Source organism: Candidatus Poriferisodalis sp., assembly GCF_965262965.1.
Classification (GTDB): Bacteria; Actinomycetota; Acidimicrobiia; order Acidimicrobiales; family Poriferisodalaceae; genus Poriferisodalis.
In genome coordinates, this window is the sequence record NZ_OZ253573.1 from 2772390 (window position 1) to 2791333 (window position 18944).

Here is an 18944-nt window from a genome sequence, read left to right on the forward strand (position 1 = left end):
ACGTTCGGTAACGTGTGCACACCACACAGCAGCCAGCGCGAGGTCCTCTATGGCAGGCAGCACACAGCACAGCGCCAGCGCCCCTCGCCGCCGAGGCCAGCCCGGAGGCCACATTCTTGGGCGCCCACCTGCTGCCCAGCGAGTACCAGGGGCGGGCCGATGAATACGTCGATCTGGTGTGCGGGCCGATGCTGGACGCGGTCGGGGACCGCATCCGCTGGATCGACGTGTTCTGCGAGACCGGCGCGTTCGACGCCGACCAGTCCTGGGCCGTGCTCGAGGCGGGTCGGAGCGCCGGACTGGGCCTGCGTCTGCACGCCAACCAGCTTGGCCACGGGCCGGGCGTGCAGCTCGGCGTCGAGATGGGCTGCTCTTCGGTGGACCACTGCACCTACCTCTGCGACGATGACATCGAGGCCATCGCCGCGGTGACGGTCGGAGGGGCGATGGCGTTGGGTCGCACCGACGTCGGGCGGATCTCCGTCGGCGGTCCTGCCCACATGACCATTCTCGACGCGCCAAGCCGCCGCCACCTCGCCTACCGGCCCGGCGTCCCATTGATCTGGCGGACCCTGGGGGCCGACTACTGGCTCCCAACCGCCGACGACCAGAATTGATCCCCGAGTACAAGAGGAAAAGACATGACCAATAACGTTCCTAACCGCACTGTGCCTAACCCAACTGAGCACAACCAGTGGTATCCGTTCGCCAACCGGCCCCTACCGCCAGAGGTGGACGGGCAAGCGGTCAACCCGGCCGCCATCCCGGTGTTCGACGCAGTGACCTTGCCGCGCCATGCTCGGTTCGTGGTGGTCGGCGCGGGCGTGCACGGGCTGTCGAGCGCCTACCACCTGGCCATGTACCTCGAGCGCACCGGCAAGGGCTCGGGCAGTGAGGTTGTGCTGATCGACAAGCAGGGCCCGGGCGCTGGCGCTACCGGGCTGGCCTGCGGCTGCATTCGCAACATGTACATGACCGAGCCTCTGCACGCCATCTTGCGAGCCAGCGTGGAGGTGTGGGAGTCCGACCCCGTGAACCTCGGCTTCCAGCAGGTCGGCTACGTGTCAGTGGGCGAGTCGAACCAGACCGAGGACTACCTCAAGCTCCAGGCGTCGCAGAAGGCCAGTGGATACCCCTCCGACGTCCACACCGGTGCGGAGGCCCGCGCTTTCCTCACCAACCTGTGGCCCGACTTCAAGACCGAGAACTGCGACGTGGTGCTTCACGAGCACCGCTCCGGGTACGCAGGCACCCACATGGCAGTGTGGGGCCTGGACCAAAAGTGCCGACAGTGGGGCGTGCAGCGGGTGTACGGCGCCGCCGTGACCGGCTACCAGCTAGACGCCTCAGGCTCGGTCGCCGCCGTGGAGACAGACCAGGGGTCGATCACCTGCGAGCAGGTGGTAGTGGGCGCAGGGGCGTGGACACCGACGCACTGGGAGTGGCTCGGCGGCCCCTCTCACCTCGATGTGCTGTACCCAGACGGCCATGTCGAGGACCAGATGGACATGTGGACCTACTGGCGTCTGCTGGAGGGCGAGGTCCTGCTGCCCCCCGGCGTCGACTTTCGCACCGCGCAGCACCGGGACTCGCCGGTGTTGCACGTCGAGCTCATGAACACCCCGGTGTACTCCGACGACGGCAGGTTCCTCAAGGACCACTTCTACTCCTACACGCGCTATGCCGCGGAGCGGGTGGGCGCGCCCGGCCTGCAAGGCGGGACGATCCCGATCAAGATCGGGCCGAGGGCGGCAGTGGAGCCCTACGGCCACCTGAACGACGAGCACCAGGCCCCCGAATGGTTCGCCGACTACTACTGCGCGACGTTGGGCATGCTGTTCAAGCGCCTGGAGAACGTACGGCCCTTCTTCAAGGAACGCCGCAATGGCGGTATCGGCGCATTCACCCCGGACAACGTGCCGGTGTTCGACTATGTGGCCGACAACGCGTGGGTGATCGCCGACTCCAACCACGGATTCAAGATGATCGGGGTGGGCAAGCTGACCGCCCAGATGATGGTGCACGGCGAGAAACCCGAAGAACTCAAGCCGTTCACGCTTGACCGCTACCGCACCGGCGGCACATTCGGCGACCGCAACTCCAACTGCCCCTGGGTGTAGGCCGCCGTCGGCCTCTAGTAGTTCTCCCAACCCGCCGATGACGCTGGCGTTGCTCAGCGAATGAGGCGGCGCAGCGACTTCAGCCAGTCGTCTGATGAGATCCAGGCTTCCTCGGTGACTCGCTCACGGCTGGACGAGCTGCCGTTCGCTGCGGGGAATGAGCCGAGGAACTTGACGTCGCGCTGCTTCATCTTGAGGGCGCGCAGGCAGTCGGCCACGACTTCGTCGGAGATGTGGCCCTCGAAGTCGAGCAGGAAGCAGTACTCGCCGAGGCCCCGCCGCGTCGGGCGCGACTCCAGCCGGCTGAGGTCGAGGCGGCGGGCCTCGAACTCCATGAGGATGCCCAGCAGGCTGCCCGGCTCATTTTGGTTCTGGAACACGACAATGCTGGTCTTGTCGTTTCCGCTGGCCGGCGGTACTTGGTTCTTGGCCAGCAGCAGGAAACGAGTCTGGTTGTCGCGGTGGTCCTCAACCGAGGCGACGACGGTTTCGAGGCCGTAGATCTCCGCCGCCGTCGGGCTGGCGATTGCTGCCACGCCGGCAAGCTGTTCTTCAGCGATGCGACGGGCCGCGAGGGCGGTCGAGGTGGCCGCTTCGATCTCAGCATTGGGGAGTCGGCCGTGCAGGAACGCTCGGCATTGGGCGATGGCGACGGGGAACGACATCACCGTGTGGATCGCCGAGAGGTCATCTGCGGTGGCCGTTCCGGGCAGCGCCATGAGGTCCAGTTGGACGTTCACGACGACCTCGCGCTGGATGAGGAAGTCGAAGTCGAACGCGAGCGCGTCCTGGGTGACGTTGACGGCGCCTTCGATGGCGTTCTCGACGGGCACGAACCCGTAATCGACCGCCCCGTCGTCGAGTGCCGAGAGCACCTCAGGGACGGAGATGAGCGGCATGAGCGCGGCCTGAGACAGGTCAGATTGAGTGGCGAGGGCAGCTTCGGTAAATGTGCCATGCGGACCCATGTAGCCGATACGCGTGGAAGCCTGGAATGCGGTGCCGGTCACCGCCGCGCCCGTCGCTCCAGCCGATGAATCACCTGTCGCCACCGCGGCAGGATACGCAGCGTGCATTCCGCAGACGCCTGAACGGCCGGAGTCGGTGTCCCAACGGCGTCATGCTCACGATGTTGTGTCGGCAGCGGCGAGCGCCGCAGCGAGAAGTTCAGTGAGCCCGATCGACGCTGCCGTTAGCGCCAGTTCGGCGATGTCGAGCGACGAGCGCTGAGCCCGCAGGATCCCGACCACGTCACGCCATTGACGTTCGGAGACGTGGCCTCCAGCGCGGTACCACTCCAGCTTGCGAAGAATCTGCTCGCTGGGCGCTGTGACCCATAACTGCTGCGGCGGATCGTCCCGAATCGTGATGCGTCGTCGACGTTCGAGTTGGAGACGGTCCAGGAGGCTCTCTCCCAGCACGAACAGGTCCACTTTCAAGCCGGCGTCGTCGATGAGGTTGAACGATGTGTGCAGATCGACTGCGCGGTGCGCCGTTTCGATGGGCACATAGAACTCGACGTCGAGCGAGCGCACGAGGTCGCCAAGCTGGTGATGCTCCAAGCGGATAGCCATGTCGATGTCGATGGTGCCCCGCGGTTCGCCGAACATTGAGCTGGCGAGAGAACCACCGAGCGCGTATGGGATGCCGTGATAGTCGAGGATGGCGGCGACGCGCAGGGCGAGCGCGAGGGGATCGGTCACTGCGGCCAACGGCCGTTCGCGCCGAATGCGGCCGTCGCGAGCTCTGTGCCGTAGCGCCGTTCTGCCAGGAGAAAGCGGATGCGGCTCAACGAGGCGTGGGGTTCGTCAGCCTGAATGCCTGCACGGGCGGCCGACGCGACGGCCAACGACATCGAAGCGGCCAGACTCGCCCGCTGCGCGGGCGTCATCGACGACCACACCTCGGTGAGCCGGTGCCAAGCCTCAGGCGACGTGTCCGCGGGCCGTGCCGCATCTGCGCCGGACTCGTGCGGCGCTATGCGCTGCGACTGCACGGCACGCGGCCGGCCCAGGCACCAGTTCGCTCCATGTTCACAAGGTAGGCCCCTGCGACGGCCCTCAGCCACCGCATCAGCGGACGAACGCGCTCCGACGGTTTGACCGGGCCCGCAAGCGGGTAGAACGGCTGCCGATGGACGCACAAGAGCTTGCCGATCTGCTGGCAGAGGTGCGTGACGGGACGCTTCCGGCCGATGATGCGCTGACGCGCTTGCGGCGGCTTCCCTATGCCGAGGTTGCTGGTGCGCGCATCGATCATCATCGAGCGCTGCGTACTGGTCACCCTGAGGCTGTCTATGGGCCGGGCAAATCGCCCGACCAATGCGCCCGCATCGTTGCCGAGATGCTGAGCGGCGGCTCTGGCCCGGTGCTGTTGACGCGTGCGCAGCCCCAGCAGGTGACCGCGGCGCTGGCGGCGTGCCTGGGCGGTGCGGTGCACCGGCCGGCTGATCGAGGATCCGGCCGCTTCGGCGATGGCGCGCAGAGTGCGGAGAGCTTGGTGACAGTGGTGTGGCGTTCTGCGGATGCCCGCTCCGAACGAGTGGTGGTGGCCTCAGCAGGAACTTCCGACGGACCGGTCGCCTGCGAGGCAGCAGCGGTACTGAGTGCGTTTGGAGTGAGCGCACACCGGGTAGCCGACATCGGTCTTGCGGGCTTGCACCGATTCTTGGCTGAGGTCGACACGCTTGCTGACGCCGACGCAGTCATTGTGGTGGCGGGGATGGAAGGAGCGCTGGCCACGGCGGTCGCCGGCGTGACAGCCGCTCCGGTGATCGCGGTGCCGACCAGCGTTGGCTATGGCGCCGCGCTCGAAGGGGTGACTGCGCTGCTGGCCATGCACGCCTCGTGCGCGGCGGGCATCTCGGTGGTGGGTATCGACAACGGCTTCGGGGCAGCAATGGCCACGATGCGAGTGCTGGACCTCGCCGCCCGCTGCCGACGAGAGGACGTGTGATGCACGAGGCCTCGTCCGGCGGCCAATCGCCCGGTCCCGTTCGCAACAGCGAGCACGACCACAGCGGCAGTGCCGACCTCGACGGCTTGTACGGCACCGTCGCTTGGTTCGATCCGGTGTCGGGCATCGCAGGCGACATGGCGCTCGGCGCACTGCTCGATGCCGGTGCTGACCTGGGATTCGTCACCGGCGAGCTGCAGACGCTTGGCGTCGACGGCTGGAGCCTGGATGCCGAGCGCGTGAGCCGTTGCGGCTTGGCCGCGACCCAAGCCCTCGTCGACGCACCCGAAGGGCATCATCATCGCCGCTGGCGCGACATTCGCGGGCTGCTCGAATCGTCAGGCCTCACCCACCGGGTCCGCGAGCGTGCGCTGGCGGTGTTCGGCGCCCTGGCCGACGCTGAGGGCCGCGTGCACGGTGTTCCGGCCGACGACGTCCACTTTCACGAAGTGGGGGCACTCGACGCCATTGTTGACATCGTCGGTGTCTGCGCTGCGTTGGAGTCGCTCGGCGTTGACACGGTCGCGTGCGGGCCGGTCAAGGTCGGCACCGGCACGATCACCGCGGCACACGGTGTGCTGCCGAATCCTCCGCCGGCGGTCGTGCATCTGCTTGCTGGCCGTCCCGTCGTCGGCACCGACATCGAGATGGAGCTCACAACGCCGACCGGTGCGGCCATTGTCTCGGCGCTGTGCGACACGTTCGGCCCGGTGCCGGCGATGACGATCACCGCGGTCGGCTTCGGCGCCGGCACCCGCGACCTGCCCGGTCGACCAAACGTCACTGGCGTGGTCGTCGGCACGCACGAGGTCGACCGATCGGAAGCGGACGGGTCACCCCAGTCGATCGATGCTGCGATGTCGGCGCTGGGGGGCGCAGCGGTCACCTCCGAACTCGTGGAACTGGCGGCCAACCTTGACGATGTCACCGGCGAGCTGCTCGGCCATGCGCTGGAGGCGCTGCTGGCTGCAGGAGCGCTCGACGCTTGGGCGACGCCGATCGTGATGAAGAAGGGTCGACCGGCGCACACCCTCACGGCGCTGTGCCGTCCCGAAAACCTCACGGCGCTCGCCGATCTGGTGGCCCGTCTCACCGGCACGCTGGGCCTGCGGGCTCGCACGGTCGTGCGGACGGCGCTCGAGCGGCACACCACCAGCGTCGAGGTCGACGGTCACGTCGTCCGCATCAAGATCGGGCCGCACCGTGCCAAGCCCGAATGGGACGACGTGGTCACCGCAGCGACAGCGCTTGAACGGACCCCCGCCGAGGTGGCCCGGGCCGCCGCAGCGCTCGCTGGCGCAGCGACCGATCCCGCAGAAACCGATTGAAGCGGTACACGGGCAGCGTCCTAGACTGACTCTTTGGAGCTTCTTGCCATTGCGAGGCCTGCGGGCGCGCAACGGAGGGGCTCGGGCGCTTGTAGCTCAATTGGAAAGAGCATCTGACTACGGATCAGAAGGTTGGGGGTTCGAGTCCCTCCAAGCGCGCTGAGGCCGCAGCGACGGACCGCGCTGCGAAATCGGCGTGAATCACTTGCGCCGCACGCGTCGTAGATATAGCGTGCGATTAGTGATCGTCACATCGGTGGCATGATGCGGTTGGACTCGACTACCGAGTCCGCGCACATCGACCGGTTTGTGCTCGATGGCCTGCCGCCGACTGATCAGTGGCCTGAAATCACGCTGTCCGAGCCGCTCTTCTCGTATCCGAGTCGGCTCAATGCTGCGGCAGTCCTGCTCGACGGAGCGATCTCGCAGGGGTGGGGCCAGCGGCCATGCATGGGCCTCGGCGACGACATGTGGACCTACTCCGACGTGTACGACTGCGCCAACCGCATCGCCGCGGTGCTAGCGGAGGACTTCGGGATCGTGCCGGGGAATCGGGTCCTGCTTCGAGGGGCCAACGCTCCGTGGATGGTGGCAGCGTGGTTCGCCGTTCTCAAGGCCGGTGCGGTGGCAGTCACAACGATGCCGCTACTGCGCGCCCAGGAGCTTGCGAAGGTCTGCGCAAAGTGCGCGCCGGCGGTTTCGTTGTGCGCAGAGGGCCTGGAAGCAGCGCTGCGGAAGGCGACCGATTGCCCGATCGCCATCTGGGGGCCGGCGGGCGATCTGGAGGCGGCTGCCGCGACCAAGACGGGCAAGTTCACTGCGATCGATACCGCGGCGACCGACCCCGCGCTGCTGGCCTGCACCTCGGGTACCACCGGCGTCCCCAAGGTCGCCGCGCACTTCCACCGAGACCTGCTGGTGATCGCAGACGCATTTGCGCCGCTGCTCCAAGCACGGCCCGACGACCTCTTCGTCGGGAGCCCGCCGCTCGCATTCACCTTCGGGCTGGGCGGAGAAGTTGTGTTCCCGATGCGAGTCGGAGCGTGCACCTGGTTCTGCGACGAACCGGGTCCCGAGGCCTTGGCGAATCTGATCGCCGAGCGGCGAGCCACCGTGTGCTTTAGCTCGCCGACGGCGTACCGAGCCATGCTTGCCCCCAAGCCTCGACCGGACCTGTCATCTCTTCGTCGGGCTGTCTCGGCCGGCGAGTGGCTCCCGCGGGCGACGTTCGAACTGGTCGAAGCGGAGCTCGGCCTGAAGCTGATCGACGGAATCGGCTCGACCGAGCTGCTGCACATCTTCATCTCTGCATCTGACGACGACATTCGACCGGGAGCCACGGGCAAGCCACTGCCTGGCTGGGAGGCAGCGATCTTCGACGACGACGGCAATCCGATGCCGCCAGGCAAGCCGGGTCGGCTCGCGGTGAAGGGACCGATCGGCTGCCGATACCTCAATGACGCCCGCCAATCCACCTACGTGCGCAACGGCTGGAACATTACCGGCGATATCTACGCCTGCGATTCCGATGGCTACTTCTGGTACCAGGCCCGCTCCGACGACATGATTGTCAGCTCGGGCTACAACATCGCCGCCCCAGAAGTGGAGGAAGCCTTGCTCAGCCATACGGCGGTCGCCGAGGCAGGCGTGATCGGCTCGCCCGACCCGGACCGGGGCATGATCGTCCACGCGTTCGTCCATCTGCGCGACCCGTCGACGGCTACCGAAGCGCTCGCACGCGAGCTGGGAGACCACGTGAAGGCCTCGATTGCCCCCTACAAGTATCCTCGCCGGATCACGTTCTGCGCTGAACCGTTGCCCAAGACGACGACAGGGAAGCTGCAGCGGCGCGAGCTGTCCAAGCTGACAGAGCTGGCTGAGCAGGCCGGCGCCTAGCGTCCAGGTTCGAAGACGATGTCGCCAAGAGACCGGATCCTCGACACCTACGGGCTGTTCGCCCGCGACTATGGGGGCTGGATTGCGGTGGGCGCGCTCATCGCGCTGATGCGTGAGCTCGGGATCGACGCGCAGGCCGTGCGGTCCGCCGCGTCTCGCATGAAGCGTTCAGGTCTGCTGGTGCCTGAGCGAGTGGATGGCAAGGCCGGCTATGCGCTGAGCGCCGACGGGCGCGAGATCCTCGAAGCAGGCGATCAGCGCATCTTCGGCGGCGGAGCCAGACGCAACGACGCCGCATGGCTGTTGGTGCTGTTCTCGATCCCCGAATCCGAACGCCGCAAGCGGTACCTGATCCGGTCGAGGCTTGCCCGTCTCGGCTTCGCACCGGGCCCCGCTGCGTCGTGGATCGCCCCAGCTTCGCTGCTGGAAGAGGCCCGCACGATGCTCAAGCGGAGCGAGCTGGATGGCTACGTGTCGTTTTTCGAAGGCGAATTCCGAGCCGAGGCGAACAGCGAGCACATCGCGGCATCGGCATGGGACCTCGATCTCATCAACAAGCTGTACGGGGAGTACCTGACCGCTCAGCGGCCCATCTCGGAATCGTGGGTCGCTGCTCCCGGCCCGGATCGCGACGCGTTCGTGGCACACATGAACAACATCAGCGCCTGGAGGCCGCTGCCGTACGCCGATCCCGGGTTGCCTCGCTCGGTCACACCGCCGGGCTGGCTCGCTGACCAAGCGCGCGAGGTGTTCATGCGGCTCCACCGGCAGCTTCGGCCCGGCGCGCACCGCTTCTACCTGGAAACGCTCAACGCAGCTGCACGCCGCTAACCCGCGGCCCGAGCGGCCCGTGAGCCCGTCTCGAATAGGGCCTGGGAACAAGAGCGGGAAGCATCGCCGTCAGCGCAGGTCGCGGTCGATGAGTGCGTCTGGCACTTGTTCGCGGCGGCGGCTTGTGCGGCCGGGCCAGTACTGGATGGGCCACGGCTGCTCGCTGCGCCCGAGATCGATCGCGGAGTTGAGGGTCCAGTAGGGGTCAACCAGATGCCCGCGGGCGATCAGGCAGATGTCGGCCCTGCCGGCCATGAGCACGGTGTTGACGTCATCGATGCTGGAGATAGCGCCCACTGCCATCGTCGGGATGCCGACCGCGTTGCGGATCGCCTCGGCAAACGGTGTCTGATACAGGCGCCCATACGCGGGCTCGCCGTCGGGATCAACCTGACCGGTCGAGACGTCGATGATGTCCACGCCGCAGTCCTTCGACATGTGGCTCAGCTCGATGGCCTCGGAGCTGCTGAACCCGTCCTCGATCCAGTCGGTGGCCGAGATCCGCACCGACAGCGGCTTGCTGTAGGGCCAGGCCTCCCGCACCGCTTCGATGACACGTAGCGGAAACAGCGCCCGATTCTTGAGCGTGCCGCCATGGTCGTCGCTGCGCCGGTTCGTCACCGGCGACAGGAATGACGACAGGAGATAGCCGTGCGCAGCATGGACTTCCAGCAAGTCGAAATCGGCGTCGGCCGCCCGATGGGTTGCCGCCACGAAGTCGTCGAGGACAGCGTCCATCTGCTTGTACGACATCTCCGTTGGTGTCTGGCTGATGGCGCGGTACGGCAGCGGAGAGGCTGACATCAGCGGCCAGTTGCCGGAATCGAGCGGTAGGTCCTCGCCCTCCCACGGCACCTTTGTCGAGCCCTTGCGGCCCGCGTGGCCGATCTGCAGGCCGATCTTGGCTTCGGTGAAGGTGTGCACGAACTCGGTTATCCCGGCCCAGGCTTCGGTCTGTTGGGTGTTCCAGATCCCGGTGCATCCGGGCGTGATGCGGGCCTCGGGCGACGTGCAGGCCATCTCGGTCATCACCAGAGCGGCGCCTCCTACGGCGCGGCTGCCCAGGTGCACCTTGTGCCAGTCGTTCGGCATGCCATCGACAGCGCTGTACTGCGCCATCGGTGACACGCCGATGCGGTTTGCGAACGTCACGTCACGCAGCGCGAACGGGTAGAAGATCGGCGGTGTGTCCGGCGTCGGCGGCCGGGCGGAGGGTGGCTGCTGGGATGCGAACCAGCGCAAGGTCCCATCGAGGTAGCCGGCGTCCCGCTCACGCAGGTTGTCGTAAGTAACCCGTTGCGACCTCGTGAACAGCGAGAACGCAAACTGCTCGAAGGGACGCTGGCGGTGGTGGTCGACGTGTGCGAACCAGTCCTCGCTGGTCGCCGCGGCCCGCTGCAAGCTCTCGATCTGGGGCCGTCGCTCCGCCTCGAAGTTCTTGAGCGCTGTGGACACATCGCCGGCTGCGGCCATGGTGTCGGCGAGCGCGATGGCGTCCTCCAGCGCCATCTTGGTGCCGCTGCCGACCGAGTAGTGAGCCGTGTGGGCAGCGTCGCCCAGCAGCACGACGTTGTTCACCACCCACGACGCGCACGAGATTCGGGGGAAGCTGATCCACCTCGAGTTGTTGCCGATGAGCGGGCGTCCGCCGAGGTGGTGGGCGAAGAGCCGGCTGCACCACTCCAGGGCATGTTGGTCGGACTCGCCAGGGGCTAACTCGGTGTCATGGCCGCCGAGCTGGGCCCGATGCCAGGTTGCTTCGGCCATCTCGACGATGAACGTCGAACGCGTGTCGTTGTAGGGATAGATGTGCGCCTGCACGGCACTGTGTCCGATGTCTTGGCCGTGTCCAGTGTCTTCGAAGACAGTGTCTTCGAAGATGAACGTGAACCGGTCGAAGGGCGCGTCGGTTGCTGTCCAGATGTACTTCGCCGATCCGTGGTTGATCTTGGGTCGCAGCTGGGCCGCGTAGCGGTCGCGGGTGCCGCTGTTGACGCCATCGCCGGCAACCACGAGGTCGACGTCGTCTCCCAAGGCGTCGACGTCAGCCTCGGTTTCGAACTGGACGCACACGCCGAGCTCGGTCGCCCGGCAGGCCAGGATCTCTAGCAGGTGCACCCGAGAAATCGCGGCGAAACCGTGACCGTCTGAGGAAATGGTCCGGCCGCGGTAGCGGACGTCCATCGCACCCCAATGGCGGAACTCCGATTCGATGGCGGCGATGGCTTCTGGGTCGGACTCGGCAATGTTGGCCAAGGTCTCGTCGGAGAACACCACGCCGAACCCGAACGTGTCGCCACGGCGGTTGCGCTCGTACACGGTGATGTCATGGCCCGGGTCTTGCCGCTTCATCAGGATGCTGAAGAACACGCTGGCCGGGCCTCCGCCGATGCACGCGATCTTCATCGGGGTGTCCGCGCCCGGTTCGTCGGCTTTCGTCGGATCGGTTCAAGCGAGGCCACAGCTGCCACATCAACTGCCTTCGAGCACGACATCAGCGCATACGAATTCGACGCATTTGCGAGATAACGGGCATTTTGCGATATTCAAGAACGTAGTATAGTTCTGACGATGCCCGACATCGCCACCAACCACCGGGGCGAGCCTGGTCGACTGAATCGCAGCGGGGCCACGGCATGAGCACGGCCGTAGTCACTGGCGGCACACGCGGGATCGGTCGAGCCGTCGGCCTGCGGCTCGCCGCTGCTGGCCACGATGTAACCGCGCTGGCGACGTCGGAGGCCGCGGAACCGCTGCCGGGCATCGCGGCCCGCATCTGCGACGTGACCGATGAAGAGCAGGTCGCCTCGACGTTCTCCGACATCGGCCCGGTCGACATCCTCGTCAACAACGCCGGCATCTCGTCGTCGAATCGGCTGGGACGCACCACGCTCGCACAGTGGAATCACAGCCTGGCCGTCAACGCGACGGGGGCGTTCCTGTGCACCCGCGAGGTCATCGACGCGATGCTGGAGCGCGGCGCGGGCCGGATCGTGACCGTTGCGTCGATCGCAGGCGTAGAGGGCGCCAAGTACATCGCCGCCTACGCAGCCTCCAAGCACGCCGTCGTGGGCCTGATGCGGGTCGTTGCGGCTGAGGCTGCGGGAACTGGTGTCACGGCCAACACGGTGTGCCCGACTTTCGTCCGCACCGAGATGACCATTGCCACCATCGCGAACATCGCGGAACAGACCGGCAAGAACCTCACGGATGCCGAGGCGGCACTTGCCAAGGCCACACCCCATGGACGGATCATCGAGATTGTCGAGGTGGTCGACGCAGTGATGGAACTCCTGGGCTCAGACCGCAACGGTCAAGAGATCGTGCTCGACGGAGCGCCGGCATGACGTTCCGTGCATCTGCTGGGTTCACCGACGACTGGGAGCACTTCGATTTCGCGGTCGCCGACCGGGTCGCCACGATCACGCTCCAGCGCCCTGAAACGCTCAACTCGCTCACCTTCGATGTGTACGCCGACCTGCGAGACCTCTTCCGTGAAGCTCCGCTACGCGGCGACATCGACGCCATCGTCATCACCGGTCAGGGACGGGGCTTCTGCTCTGGCGGCGACGTCGACGAGATCATCGGTGAGTTGGTGAGGTTCGATCCCGCCCGCCTGCTTGGGTTCACTCACATGACCGGTGCAGTCGTTCAGAACATGCGCGAGTGCGCGATCCCGATCATTGCGGCCGTCAACGGCACTGCCGCCGGGGCCGGCGCGGTGATCGCGCTGGCATCGGACTTCCGCATCTGTGTGCCCCGAGCCACATTCGGATTCCTGTTCACCAAGGTCGGCCTCTCCGGGGGCGACATGGGCTCGGCCTACCTGCTGCCCCGACTGGTCGGCCACGGCCGCGCCACCGAGATCCTCATGTTCGGCGATCCTGTCTCTGCTGCCGATGCAGTCGAGATCGGGCTTGCGAACCGGGTGGTCGAACCTGAGGACCTGCTCGAGGAGTGCACGGCGCTCGCCCGCCGGCTCGCAGACGGGCCTCGGCTCGCGTACCGGGCCACGAAGCTGCTGATCAACCGCGAGGCCGATATGAGCTTCGCAGCAGCGATCGAGTTCGAAGCCATGACCCAGGCGCTGCTGATGCGCACGCAGGACCATGCCGAGTTCCACCGTGCGTTCGCGGCCTCGGAGACACCGAATTGGAAAGGGCGATGACATGACGGCACCGCACCGGCTGATCAGCCCGGACTCCATGGCGCCGGCCCCCGGCTTCGCTCACGCAGTCGTCCCCGCGGATGGGCGAACCGTCTACCTCGCCGGGCAGATTTCTTCTGACCCGACCGGAACGGTCGTGGGCGACACGTTCGCCGAGCAGTACGACGTGGCGCTGGGCAACGTCGTCGAGGCGCTGGCACACGCCGGCGGCGAACCCCGCCACATCGTGTCGCTGGTCGTGTATGCAACCGACGTGCAGGCGTACCGCGACGACCGCCGCGGCGTGGGCGTCGCCCATCGCAAGCATCTCGACCGTCACTTCCCGGCCATGGCAGTGCTCGGTACCACCGCCCTGTTCGAGCCCGACGCCTTGGTCGAGATCATCGCTACAGCGGTCATTCCCGACTGAGCGAGACACGAGCCGTGCCGCGGACCGCTGAGGGGACGACGCCTAGGGTCAACAGATGAGCCAATCGCTGCGCGGCTGGGACTTCTGGGTGGACCGCGGCGGCACGTTCACCGACGTCGTGGCCCGCCGTCCCGACGGAAGCCTGGTCACGCACAAGCTGCTGAGCGAGGACTCGCGTCGCTACGACGACGCTGCCACCACCGCCATTGCCGATCTGCTCGGCGTGCCGCGGGGCGTGCCGCTGCCGCCCGAGCGGATCAGGTCCGTGAAGATGGGCACCACCGTGGCCACCAATGCGCTCCTGGAGCGCCGCGGCGTGCCGACGCTGCTGGTGACGACCGCCGGGTTCGGCGACGTGCTGCGGATCGGGTACCAGACCCGTCCGCACCTGTTCAAACTCGACATTGTCCTGCCCGAGATGCTCTATGCCGAGGTGTTCGAGGTCGCAGAGCGCATGGCGGCTGACGGCACGGTGCTGCGCGAGCTGGAGCTGCCCGCTGCGGTCGCTGGCATGACTGCGGCCCGCGAGCGCGGCATGGAAGCTGTCGCGATCGTGCTGGTACACGGCTACCGCTATCCCGATCATGAAGCGGCGTTGGCTGCTGCGGCCCGCGAGATCGGCTTCGAGCAGGTCTCTGTCAGCCACGAGGTGGACCCGCTCGTCAAGATTGTCCCCCGGGGCGACACAACTGTTGCGGACGCCTACCTGTCGCCGATCTTGCGCAGCTACGTCGACGCCGTGGCGTCGAGGATCGGACACGTCGATGCTGTGGCGTCGAGGATCGGACACGTCGATGCTGTGGCGTCGAGGATCGGCACGGATGCATCGACAGACAGTCCGCAGCTGCAGTTCATGCAGTCAAACGGCGGCCTGGCCGACGCCCGGCGATTCAGCGGCCGTGATGCGCTGTTGTCGGGACCAGCCGGTGGTGTCGTGGGCATGGCGCGTACCGCTCAAGCGGCTGGCTTCTCCCAGCTCATCGGCTTCGACATGGGCGGCACCTCGACCGACGTCTCGCACTTTGCCGGCGAGTTCGAGCGGGCCAACGAGACCGAGGTGGCGGGCATCCGCGTGCGCACACCCATCATCGACATGCACACGGTGGCGGCCGGAGGCGGGTCGCTGCTCACCTTCGACGGCAGCCGCTTGCGTGTCGGTCCCGAATCGGCCGGCGCCGACCCCGGACCGGCGAGCTACGGCAACGGCGGCCCGCTTGCGCTCACCGACGCCAACGTCACCCTGGGCGTGATCCGGCCCGAGTACTTCCCGTCGGTGTTCGGCACTGACGGGACGCAGCCACTCGATGTCGATGCTGCCGCCAATGGCATTGCCGAGCTGGCAACTCAGATCGCGCGGGCCACCGGCGTGCAGCGCAGCACTGCCGAGGTGGCCTTCGGGTACGGCGAGATCGCGGCGGAGAACATGTCCAACGCGATCCGCAAGATCAGCACCGAGCGGGGCCACGACATCACCGCCTACACGCTGGTCTGCTTCGGGGGTGCCGGCGGTCAGCACGCCTGCCGGGTAGCAGACCGACTCGGCATCACCACCATCGTGATTCATCCCCACGCGGGGGTGCTGTCCGCGCTTGGCATCGGGCTGGCTGACGTCACCGAGCTGAGCGCTGCGCCGATCGAGGCCGATCTGGATGAGGCGCTCATAGACGATCTGCGCCGCCGGCTCGCCGCCGCCAGCCCGGCCGCAGTCGAGGCCGTGGCCGCTGCGGGGGTGCCCCTTGACCGCATCGATGTCACCGGGCGGCTTGCTGTTCGATACCGGGGTTCGGACACGTCGCTCGAGGTATCTCTGGACTCAGCCGACGCGGTGGCGAGCGAATTCGCGACTGCGCACCGGACGAGATTCGGGTTCAGCGCACCAGATCGGGCGTTGGTGGTTGACGCATTCCACATCGAGGCCCGTGGCCAGGCGGTCGACCCGCCGCCGGCGACGACGCCCGCGGGTGACCGTGAGGCGCTGCTGGCCACGCACCCCACCTACATGAGTGCGGCAGCGGGTCCTGCGCCCGATGACACCGCACCTGCCGCTGCCGCAGCCCTGCCGGGCTGCGCGCAGCACGACACACCCTTCTGGGACCGCACAGCGCTCGCACCCGGGGCAGTCATGACCGGCCCGGCCGTCATCGTCGAGCCGAACGCCACCACGGTGATCGAACCGGGTTGGGCCGGCACGATCACCGACCGAGGTGATCTTGTGCTCGAACGTGTCATGGCTCGACCGTCACGGGTCGCGATCGGCACCAGCGTCGATCCGGTGCAGCTCGAGATCTTCAACAACCTGTTCATGAACATCGCCGAGCAGATGGGCGTCGTGCTCGAGCACACGGCGGTGTCGGTGAACATCAAGGAGCGGCGAGACTTCAGCTGCGCGCTGTTCGATCTCGCTGGCCAACTTGTGGCTAACGCGCCGCACTTGCCGGTGCATCTCGGCTCGATGAGCGAGTCCATCCGCACGGTGATCGAACAGAACCCGTACATGTCACCGGGTGACGTGTACGTGCTGAACAACCCGTACAACGGCGGCACGCACCTGCCCGACGTGACCGTCGTGCGGCCAGTGTTCGATGCGGAGGGGCGCAGGCGCATCTTCTATGTCGCATCCCGTGGCCACCATGCCGACATCGGCGGCAGCGTGCCCGGTTCAGCGCCGGCCGACTCGACCACCATCGACGAGGAAGGGCTCGTCCTCGACAACCTCCAGATCGTGGCCGAGGGCCGCTTCCTCGAAACCAAGGTCCGCGATGTGCTCGCCAGCGGCCCGTGGCCAGCCCGCAACCCCGACCAGAACATCGCCGACCTGCGGGCCCAGGTGGCCGCCTGCGAGCGAGGTGCGGCCGAGCTGAGGCGCATTGTCGACTACTACGGGCTTCGAGTCGTCCACGCCTATATGGGCCATGTCGCCGACAACGCCGAGGAGATGGTGCGGCGGGTCATTGATGCCCTCGGCAACAGCAACTACCGGGGCAACTACCGGCTCGAACTTGATGACGGCAGCGTCATCTGCGTCCGGATCACGGTGGATCGCTCGGCCCGATCGGCCGTCATCGACTTCGCCGGCACCAGCGATCAGCATCCTGGCAACTTCAACGCTCCGGTGGCGGTCTGCCGTTCGGCCGTGCTGTACGTGTTCCGCTGCATGGTCGACGACGCCATCCCGCTGAATGCAGGCTGCCTGCGGCCTCTCGAACTTGTCGTGCCTGACCCCTCAATGCTGTCGCCGCACCCGCCTGCGGCGGTCGTCGCCGGCAACGTCGAGACGTCCCAGCAGATCACTGACGCACTGTTCGGCGCGCTGGGAGTGGTAGCGGCGTCGCAGGGCACGATGAACAACTTCATCTGGGGCAATGACGTGCACCAGTACTACGAGACGATCTGCGGCGGCGCGGGGGCCACTGCGCGCCGGCCCGGCGCCGATGCGGTGCATACGCACATGACCAACACCCGTCTCACCGATCCTGAGATCCTCGAGCAACGCCACCCGGTCCTGCTGGAGCGGTTCGAGGTACGGCGCGGCTCCGGCGGCGCTGGGGCGAACCGGGGCGGCGACGGGGTGATTCGGCGGCTGCGCTTTGGCGAGGCAATGACGGTGAACTTGCTGTCGAGCCGTCGGCGGATCGCTCCGTTCGGCGTGGCCGGGGGCGAACCCGGGGCTCTTGGCCGCAACCTGCTCGAACGTGCCGACGGGACAGTGGCTGAGTTGGCTGGGTGTGCCCGCGTCGAGGTTGACGCGGGTGACGTGATGGAGATCCACACGCCCGGAGGGGGCGGCTACGGCTTGCCCGCCGAGCGGACCAAGCATGTTGATGCATTTGTTGATGCGTCGACAGAACGGGGGTGGCACCGTGGCGCGCCGCGCCCGATCGATGCCGAGAGAAATGGAGTGCCTGATGAGTGACCCAGTGAATGTCGCACTGCTGACACCCGAACGAGCAGAGCTCGTCGCGAAGATGGCCGAACTCGGGCCCGCGTTCGCCGAGCGTGCTCCGAAGTACGACCGCGATGCCAGCTTCCCGCACGAGAACTGGGCAGATCTGGCCGACGCCGGGTTCTTGGGCCTATGCGTGCCCACAGAGGCCGGCGGGCTCGGCACGGACTTCGTGGGCTACGCGTTGGTGGCCGAGGAGATGGGACGGCACTGCGCGACGACTGCGCTGACGTTCAACATGCACACCGCGACGGCGCTGCTGGCAGGACCGATTGCGGAGTCGCTGCTGGCCGGCCCCAACGGCCGCGCACTGGATCCCGACGGACAGATGTCTGCACATCTCGAAGCCAACCGCCCGCAGCTGTGGCACGGCATGATCAGCGAGCGCGTGATCCATTCCCAGCCGTTCTCTGAGGGACAGGCGCCTGGTGCCCGCTCGGGCTTGAGCACCACCGCTGTGCGGACCGACGGCGGCTATGTGGTGACCGGCCGCAAGATCTTCGCCTCGTTGAGCGGCGCGGCACACCGGCACAACGTGCTCGCCGTTGTGGAAGGCGATCCCCGCATTCGCCTGCTGGGCGTACCCGCCGACTCCGACGGCGTCGAGATCGTCGGCGACTGGGATCCGCTGGGAATGCGCGGCACCGACTCGCGCACTCTGCTGATGGACAACGTGTTCGTGCCCGCTGCGAACGAGGTGCTGCCGCCCGGGATGTTCAACGCGATGGTGTCGCGCTTTCCGCAGTTCTACATGAGCCTGTCGTTCAGCTACCTGGGACTCATGCGTGCCATCTTGGACACAACGCGGACCTATCTGCGCGGTGAATCCGGCGTGAAGGCCTCGCGGGATCACCCGATCAAGCAGACGGGCTGGGCGCAGCTGCAGCTCATCTACGACCGGGCGCAGGCGCTGACGTACCGCGTGCTCACAGAGGTCTGCGCCGACCCTGATCCTGAACAGCTGCGCCGCGCCCAAGTGGCAACCGTCACGACGATGGAGAGCGCGCCCGAGATGGCGTCGCTGGCGCTGCGCACCTGCGGCGGCCGGTCGTTGCTGCGACCGGGCAGGCTCGAACAGCACTACCGGGATGCCCGCTGCGGCGCCACGATGCTGCCGTGGAGCACCGAGGAGCTGCTCGTGCGGCTCGGTCGCAACGGCCTTTACGACCCTGACGGCAATGACCCTGACCCGGCCTGACGCCGCAGCCTGACGTCGCTGCGTCCCCAGCGCTGACACCGGACTGTAACGATGGCGTCGGAACGTCAATCTGCCGCAGCGACTCTGTCTATGTGA

General features: G+C 66.9%; 14 protein-coding genes, 1 tRNA gene and 1 pseudogene. 12 read left to right on the plus strand and 4 right to left on the minus strand.

Annotated features, from left to right (window positions below; translation table 11 throughout):
• Positions 1-83: 83 nt before the first annotated feature.
• Positions 84-617 (plus strand): annotated as a pseudogene (locus ACQY5K_RS13320) (hypothetical protein); the annotation flags it as partial.
• A gap of 24 nt (positions 618-641) precedes the next feature.
• Positions 642-2120 carry an NAD(P)/FAD-dependent oxidoreductase gene (locus ACQY5K_RS13325; protein ID WP_428116060.1) on the plus strand — a complete coding sequence of 493 codons (1479 nt, stop codon included), beginning with the start codon at positions 642-644 and terminating at the stop codon, positions 2118-2120.
• A 53-nt stretch (positions 2121-2173) separates the two neighbouring features.
• Here the strand turns inward: ACQY5K_RS13325 and pheA are convergent, their stop codons facing one another.
• The 3 genes from pheA to ACQY5K_RS13340 all read right to left on the minus strand — a co-directional run bounded on the left by pheA (position 2174) and on the right by ACQY5K_RS13340 (position 4116).
• The gene (gene pheA, locus ACQY5K_RS13330) at positions 2174-3172 is read right to left on the minus strand and encodes a prephenate dehydratase (protein WP_428116063.1); all 999 of its coding nucleotides are present in this window, start codon (positions 3170-3172) and stop codon (positions 2174-2176) included.
• A gap of 72 nt (positions 3173-3244) precedes the next feature.
• Positions 3245-3823, minus strand: a complete 579-nt coding sequence (locus ACQY5K_RS13335; protein WP_428116066.1) for a hypothetical protein — start codon at positions 3821-3823, stop codon at positions 3245-3247.
• A complete protein-coding gene (locus tag ACQY5K_RS13340) occupies positions 3820-4116 on the minus strand; it encodes a hypothetical protein (protein WP_428116069.1) in 297 nt (98 codons plus the stop codon). The genes ACQY5K_RS13335 and ACQY5K_RS13340 overlap by 4 nt, the downstream gene beginning before the upstream one ends.
• A gap of 137 nt (positions 4117-4253) precedes the next feature.
• Here ACQY5K_RS13340 and larB point away from each other — a divergent pair, with 137 nt between their 5' ends.
• The 5 genes from larB to ACQY5K_RS13365 all read left to right on the plus strand — a co-directional run bounded on the left by larB (position 4254) and on the right by ACQY5K_RS13365 (position 9130).
• Positions 4254-5075 carry a nickel pincer cofactor biosynthesis protein LarB gene (gene larB / locus ACQY5K_RS13345; protein WP_428116071.1) on the plus strand — a complete coding sequence of 274 codons (822 nt, stop codon included), beginning with the start codon at positions 4254-4256 and terminating at the stop codon, positions 5073-5075.
• A complete protein-coding gene (gene larC, locus ACQY5K_RS13350; protein WP_428116074.1) occupies positions 5075-6403 on the plus strand; it encodes a nickel pincer cofactor biosynthesis protein LarC in 1329 nt (442 codons plus the stop codon). Before larB ends, larC begins: the two co-directional genes overlap by 1 nt.
• An 85-nt stretch (positions 6404-6488) precedes the next feature.
• Positions 6489-6562, plus strand: a tRNA-Arg gene (locus ACQY5K_RS13355).
• Between the two features lie 102 nt (positions 6563-6664).
• Complete coding sequence (locus tag ACQY5K_RS13360) at positions 6665-8299, plus strand: AMP-binding protein (protein WP_428116078.1); 1635 nt, start codon at positions 6665-6667, stop codon at positions 8297-8299.
• Between the two features lie 18 nt (positions 8300-8317).
• A complete protein-coding gene (locus ACQY5K_RS13365) occupies positions 8318-9130 on the plus strand; it encodes a PaaX family transcriptional regulator (protein ID WP_428116081.1) in 813 nt (270 codons plus the stop codon).
• Positions 9131-9199: 69 nt separating this feature from the next.
• Here ACQY5K_RS13365 and ACQY5K_RS13370 read toward each other — a convergent pair whose 3' ends face one another.
• Positions 9200-11536 carry an FAD-dependent monooxygenase gene (locus ACQY5K_RS13370; protein ID WP_428116084.1) on the minus strand — a complete coding sequence of 779 codons (2337 nt, stop codon included), beginning with the start codon at positions 11534-11536 and terminating at the stop codon, positions 9200-9202.
• Between the two features lie 230 nt (positions 11537-11766).
• Between ACQY5K_RS13370 and ACQY5K_RS13375 the strand changes: the two genes are divergently transcribed.
• Genes ACQY5K_RS13375 through ACQY5K_RS13395 form a run of 5 tightly spaced genes read left to right on the plus strand, consistent with a single transcriptional unit; the run spans position 11767 to position 18848 of the window.
• Entirely contained in the window at positions 11767-12477 is a 711-nt protein-coding gene (locus tag ACQY5K_RS13375) for an SDR family NAD(P)-dependent oxidoreductase (RefSeq protein ID WP_428116086.1), read from the plus strand.
• The gene (locus ACQY5K_RS13380) at positions 12474-13298 is read left to right on the plus strand and encodes an enoyl-CoA hydratase family protein (RefSeq protein WP_428116089.1); all 825 of its coding nucleotides are present in this window, start codon (positions 12474-12476) and stop codon (positions 13296-13298) included. The genes ACQY5K_RS13375 and ACQY5K_RS13380 overlap by 4 nt, the downstream gene beginning before the upstream one ends.
• A gap of 1 nt (position 13299) precedes the next feature.
• Positions 13300-13707 carry a RidA family protein gene (locus ACQY5K_RS13385; RefSeq protein WP_428116092.1) on the plus strand — a complete coding sequence of 136 codons (408 nt, stop codon included), beginning with the start codon at positions 13300-13302 and terminating at the stop codon, positions 13705-13707.
• Between the two features lie 55 nt (positions 13708-13762).
• Positions 13763-17620, plus strand: coding sequence for a hydantoinase B/oxoprolinase family protein (locus tag ACQY5K_RS13390; RefSeq protein WP_428116095.1), 3858 nt, complete (start codon positions 13763-13765; stop codon positions 17618-17620).
• A complete protein-coding gene (locus ACQY5K_RS13395) occupies positions 17613-18848 on the plus strand; it encodes an acyl-CoA dehydrogenase family protein (RefSeq protein ID WP_428116098.1) in 1236 nt (411 codons plus the stop codon). The genes ACQY5K_RS13390 and ACQY5K_RS13395 overlap by 8 nt, the downstream gene beginning before the upstream one ends.
• Positions 18849-18944: the final 96 nt, after the last annotated feature.

Excerpts from the sequence above, each read along its gene's own strand:
- ACQY5K_RS13325 (WP_428116060.1), top strand. The coding sequence starts at position 642 with ATGACCAATAACGTTCCTAACCGCACTGTGCCTAACCCAACTGAGCAC.
- larB (WP_428116071.1), top strand. The coding sequence starts at position 4,254 with ATGGACGCACAAGAGCTTGCCGATCTGCTGGCAGAGGTGCGTGACGGG.
- larC (WP_428116074.1), top strand. The coding sequence starts at position 5,075 with ATGCACGAGGCCTCGTCCGGCGGCCAATCGCCCGGTCCCGTTCGCAAC.
- ACQY5K_RS13360 (WP_428116078.1), top strand. The coding sequence starts at position 6,665 with ATGATGCGGTTGGACTCGACTACCGAGTCCGCGCACATCGACCGGTTT.
- ACQY5K_RS13365 (WP_428116081.1), top strand. The coding sequence starts at position 8,318 with ATGTCGCCAAGAGACCGGATCCTCGACACCTACGGGCTGTTCGCCCGC.
- ACQY5K_RS13370 (WP_428116084.1), bottom strand. The coding sequence starts at position 11,536 with ATGAAGATCGCGTGCATCGGCGGAGGCCCGGCCAGCGTGTTCTTCAGC.
- ACQY5K_RS13375 (WP_428116086.1), top strand. The coding sequence starts at position 11,767 with ATGAGCACGGCCGTAGTCACTGGCGGCACACGCGGGATCGGTCGAGCC.
- ACQY5K_RS13380 (WP_428116089.1), top strand. The coding sequence starts at position 12,474 with ATGACGTTCCGTGCATCTGCTGGGTTCACCGACGACTGGGAGCACTTC.
- ACQY5K_RS13385 (WP_428116092.1), top strand. The coding sequence starts at position 13,300 with ATGACGGCACCGCACCGGCTGATCAGCCCGGACTCCATGGCGCCGGCC.
- ACQY5K_RS13390 (WP_428116095.1), top strand. The coding sequence starts at position 13,763 with ATGAGCCAATCGCTGCGCGGCTGGGACTTCTGGGTGGACCGCGGCGGC.
- ACQY5K_RS13395 (WP_428116098.1), top strand. The coding sequence starts at position 17,613 with ATGAGTGACCCAGTGAATGTCGCACTGCTGACACCCGAACGAGCAGAG.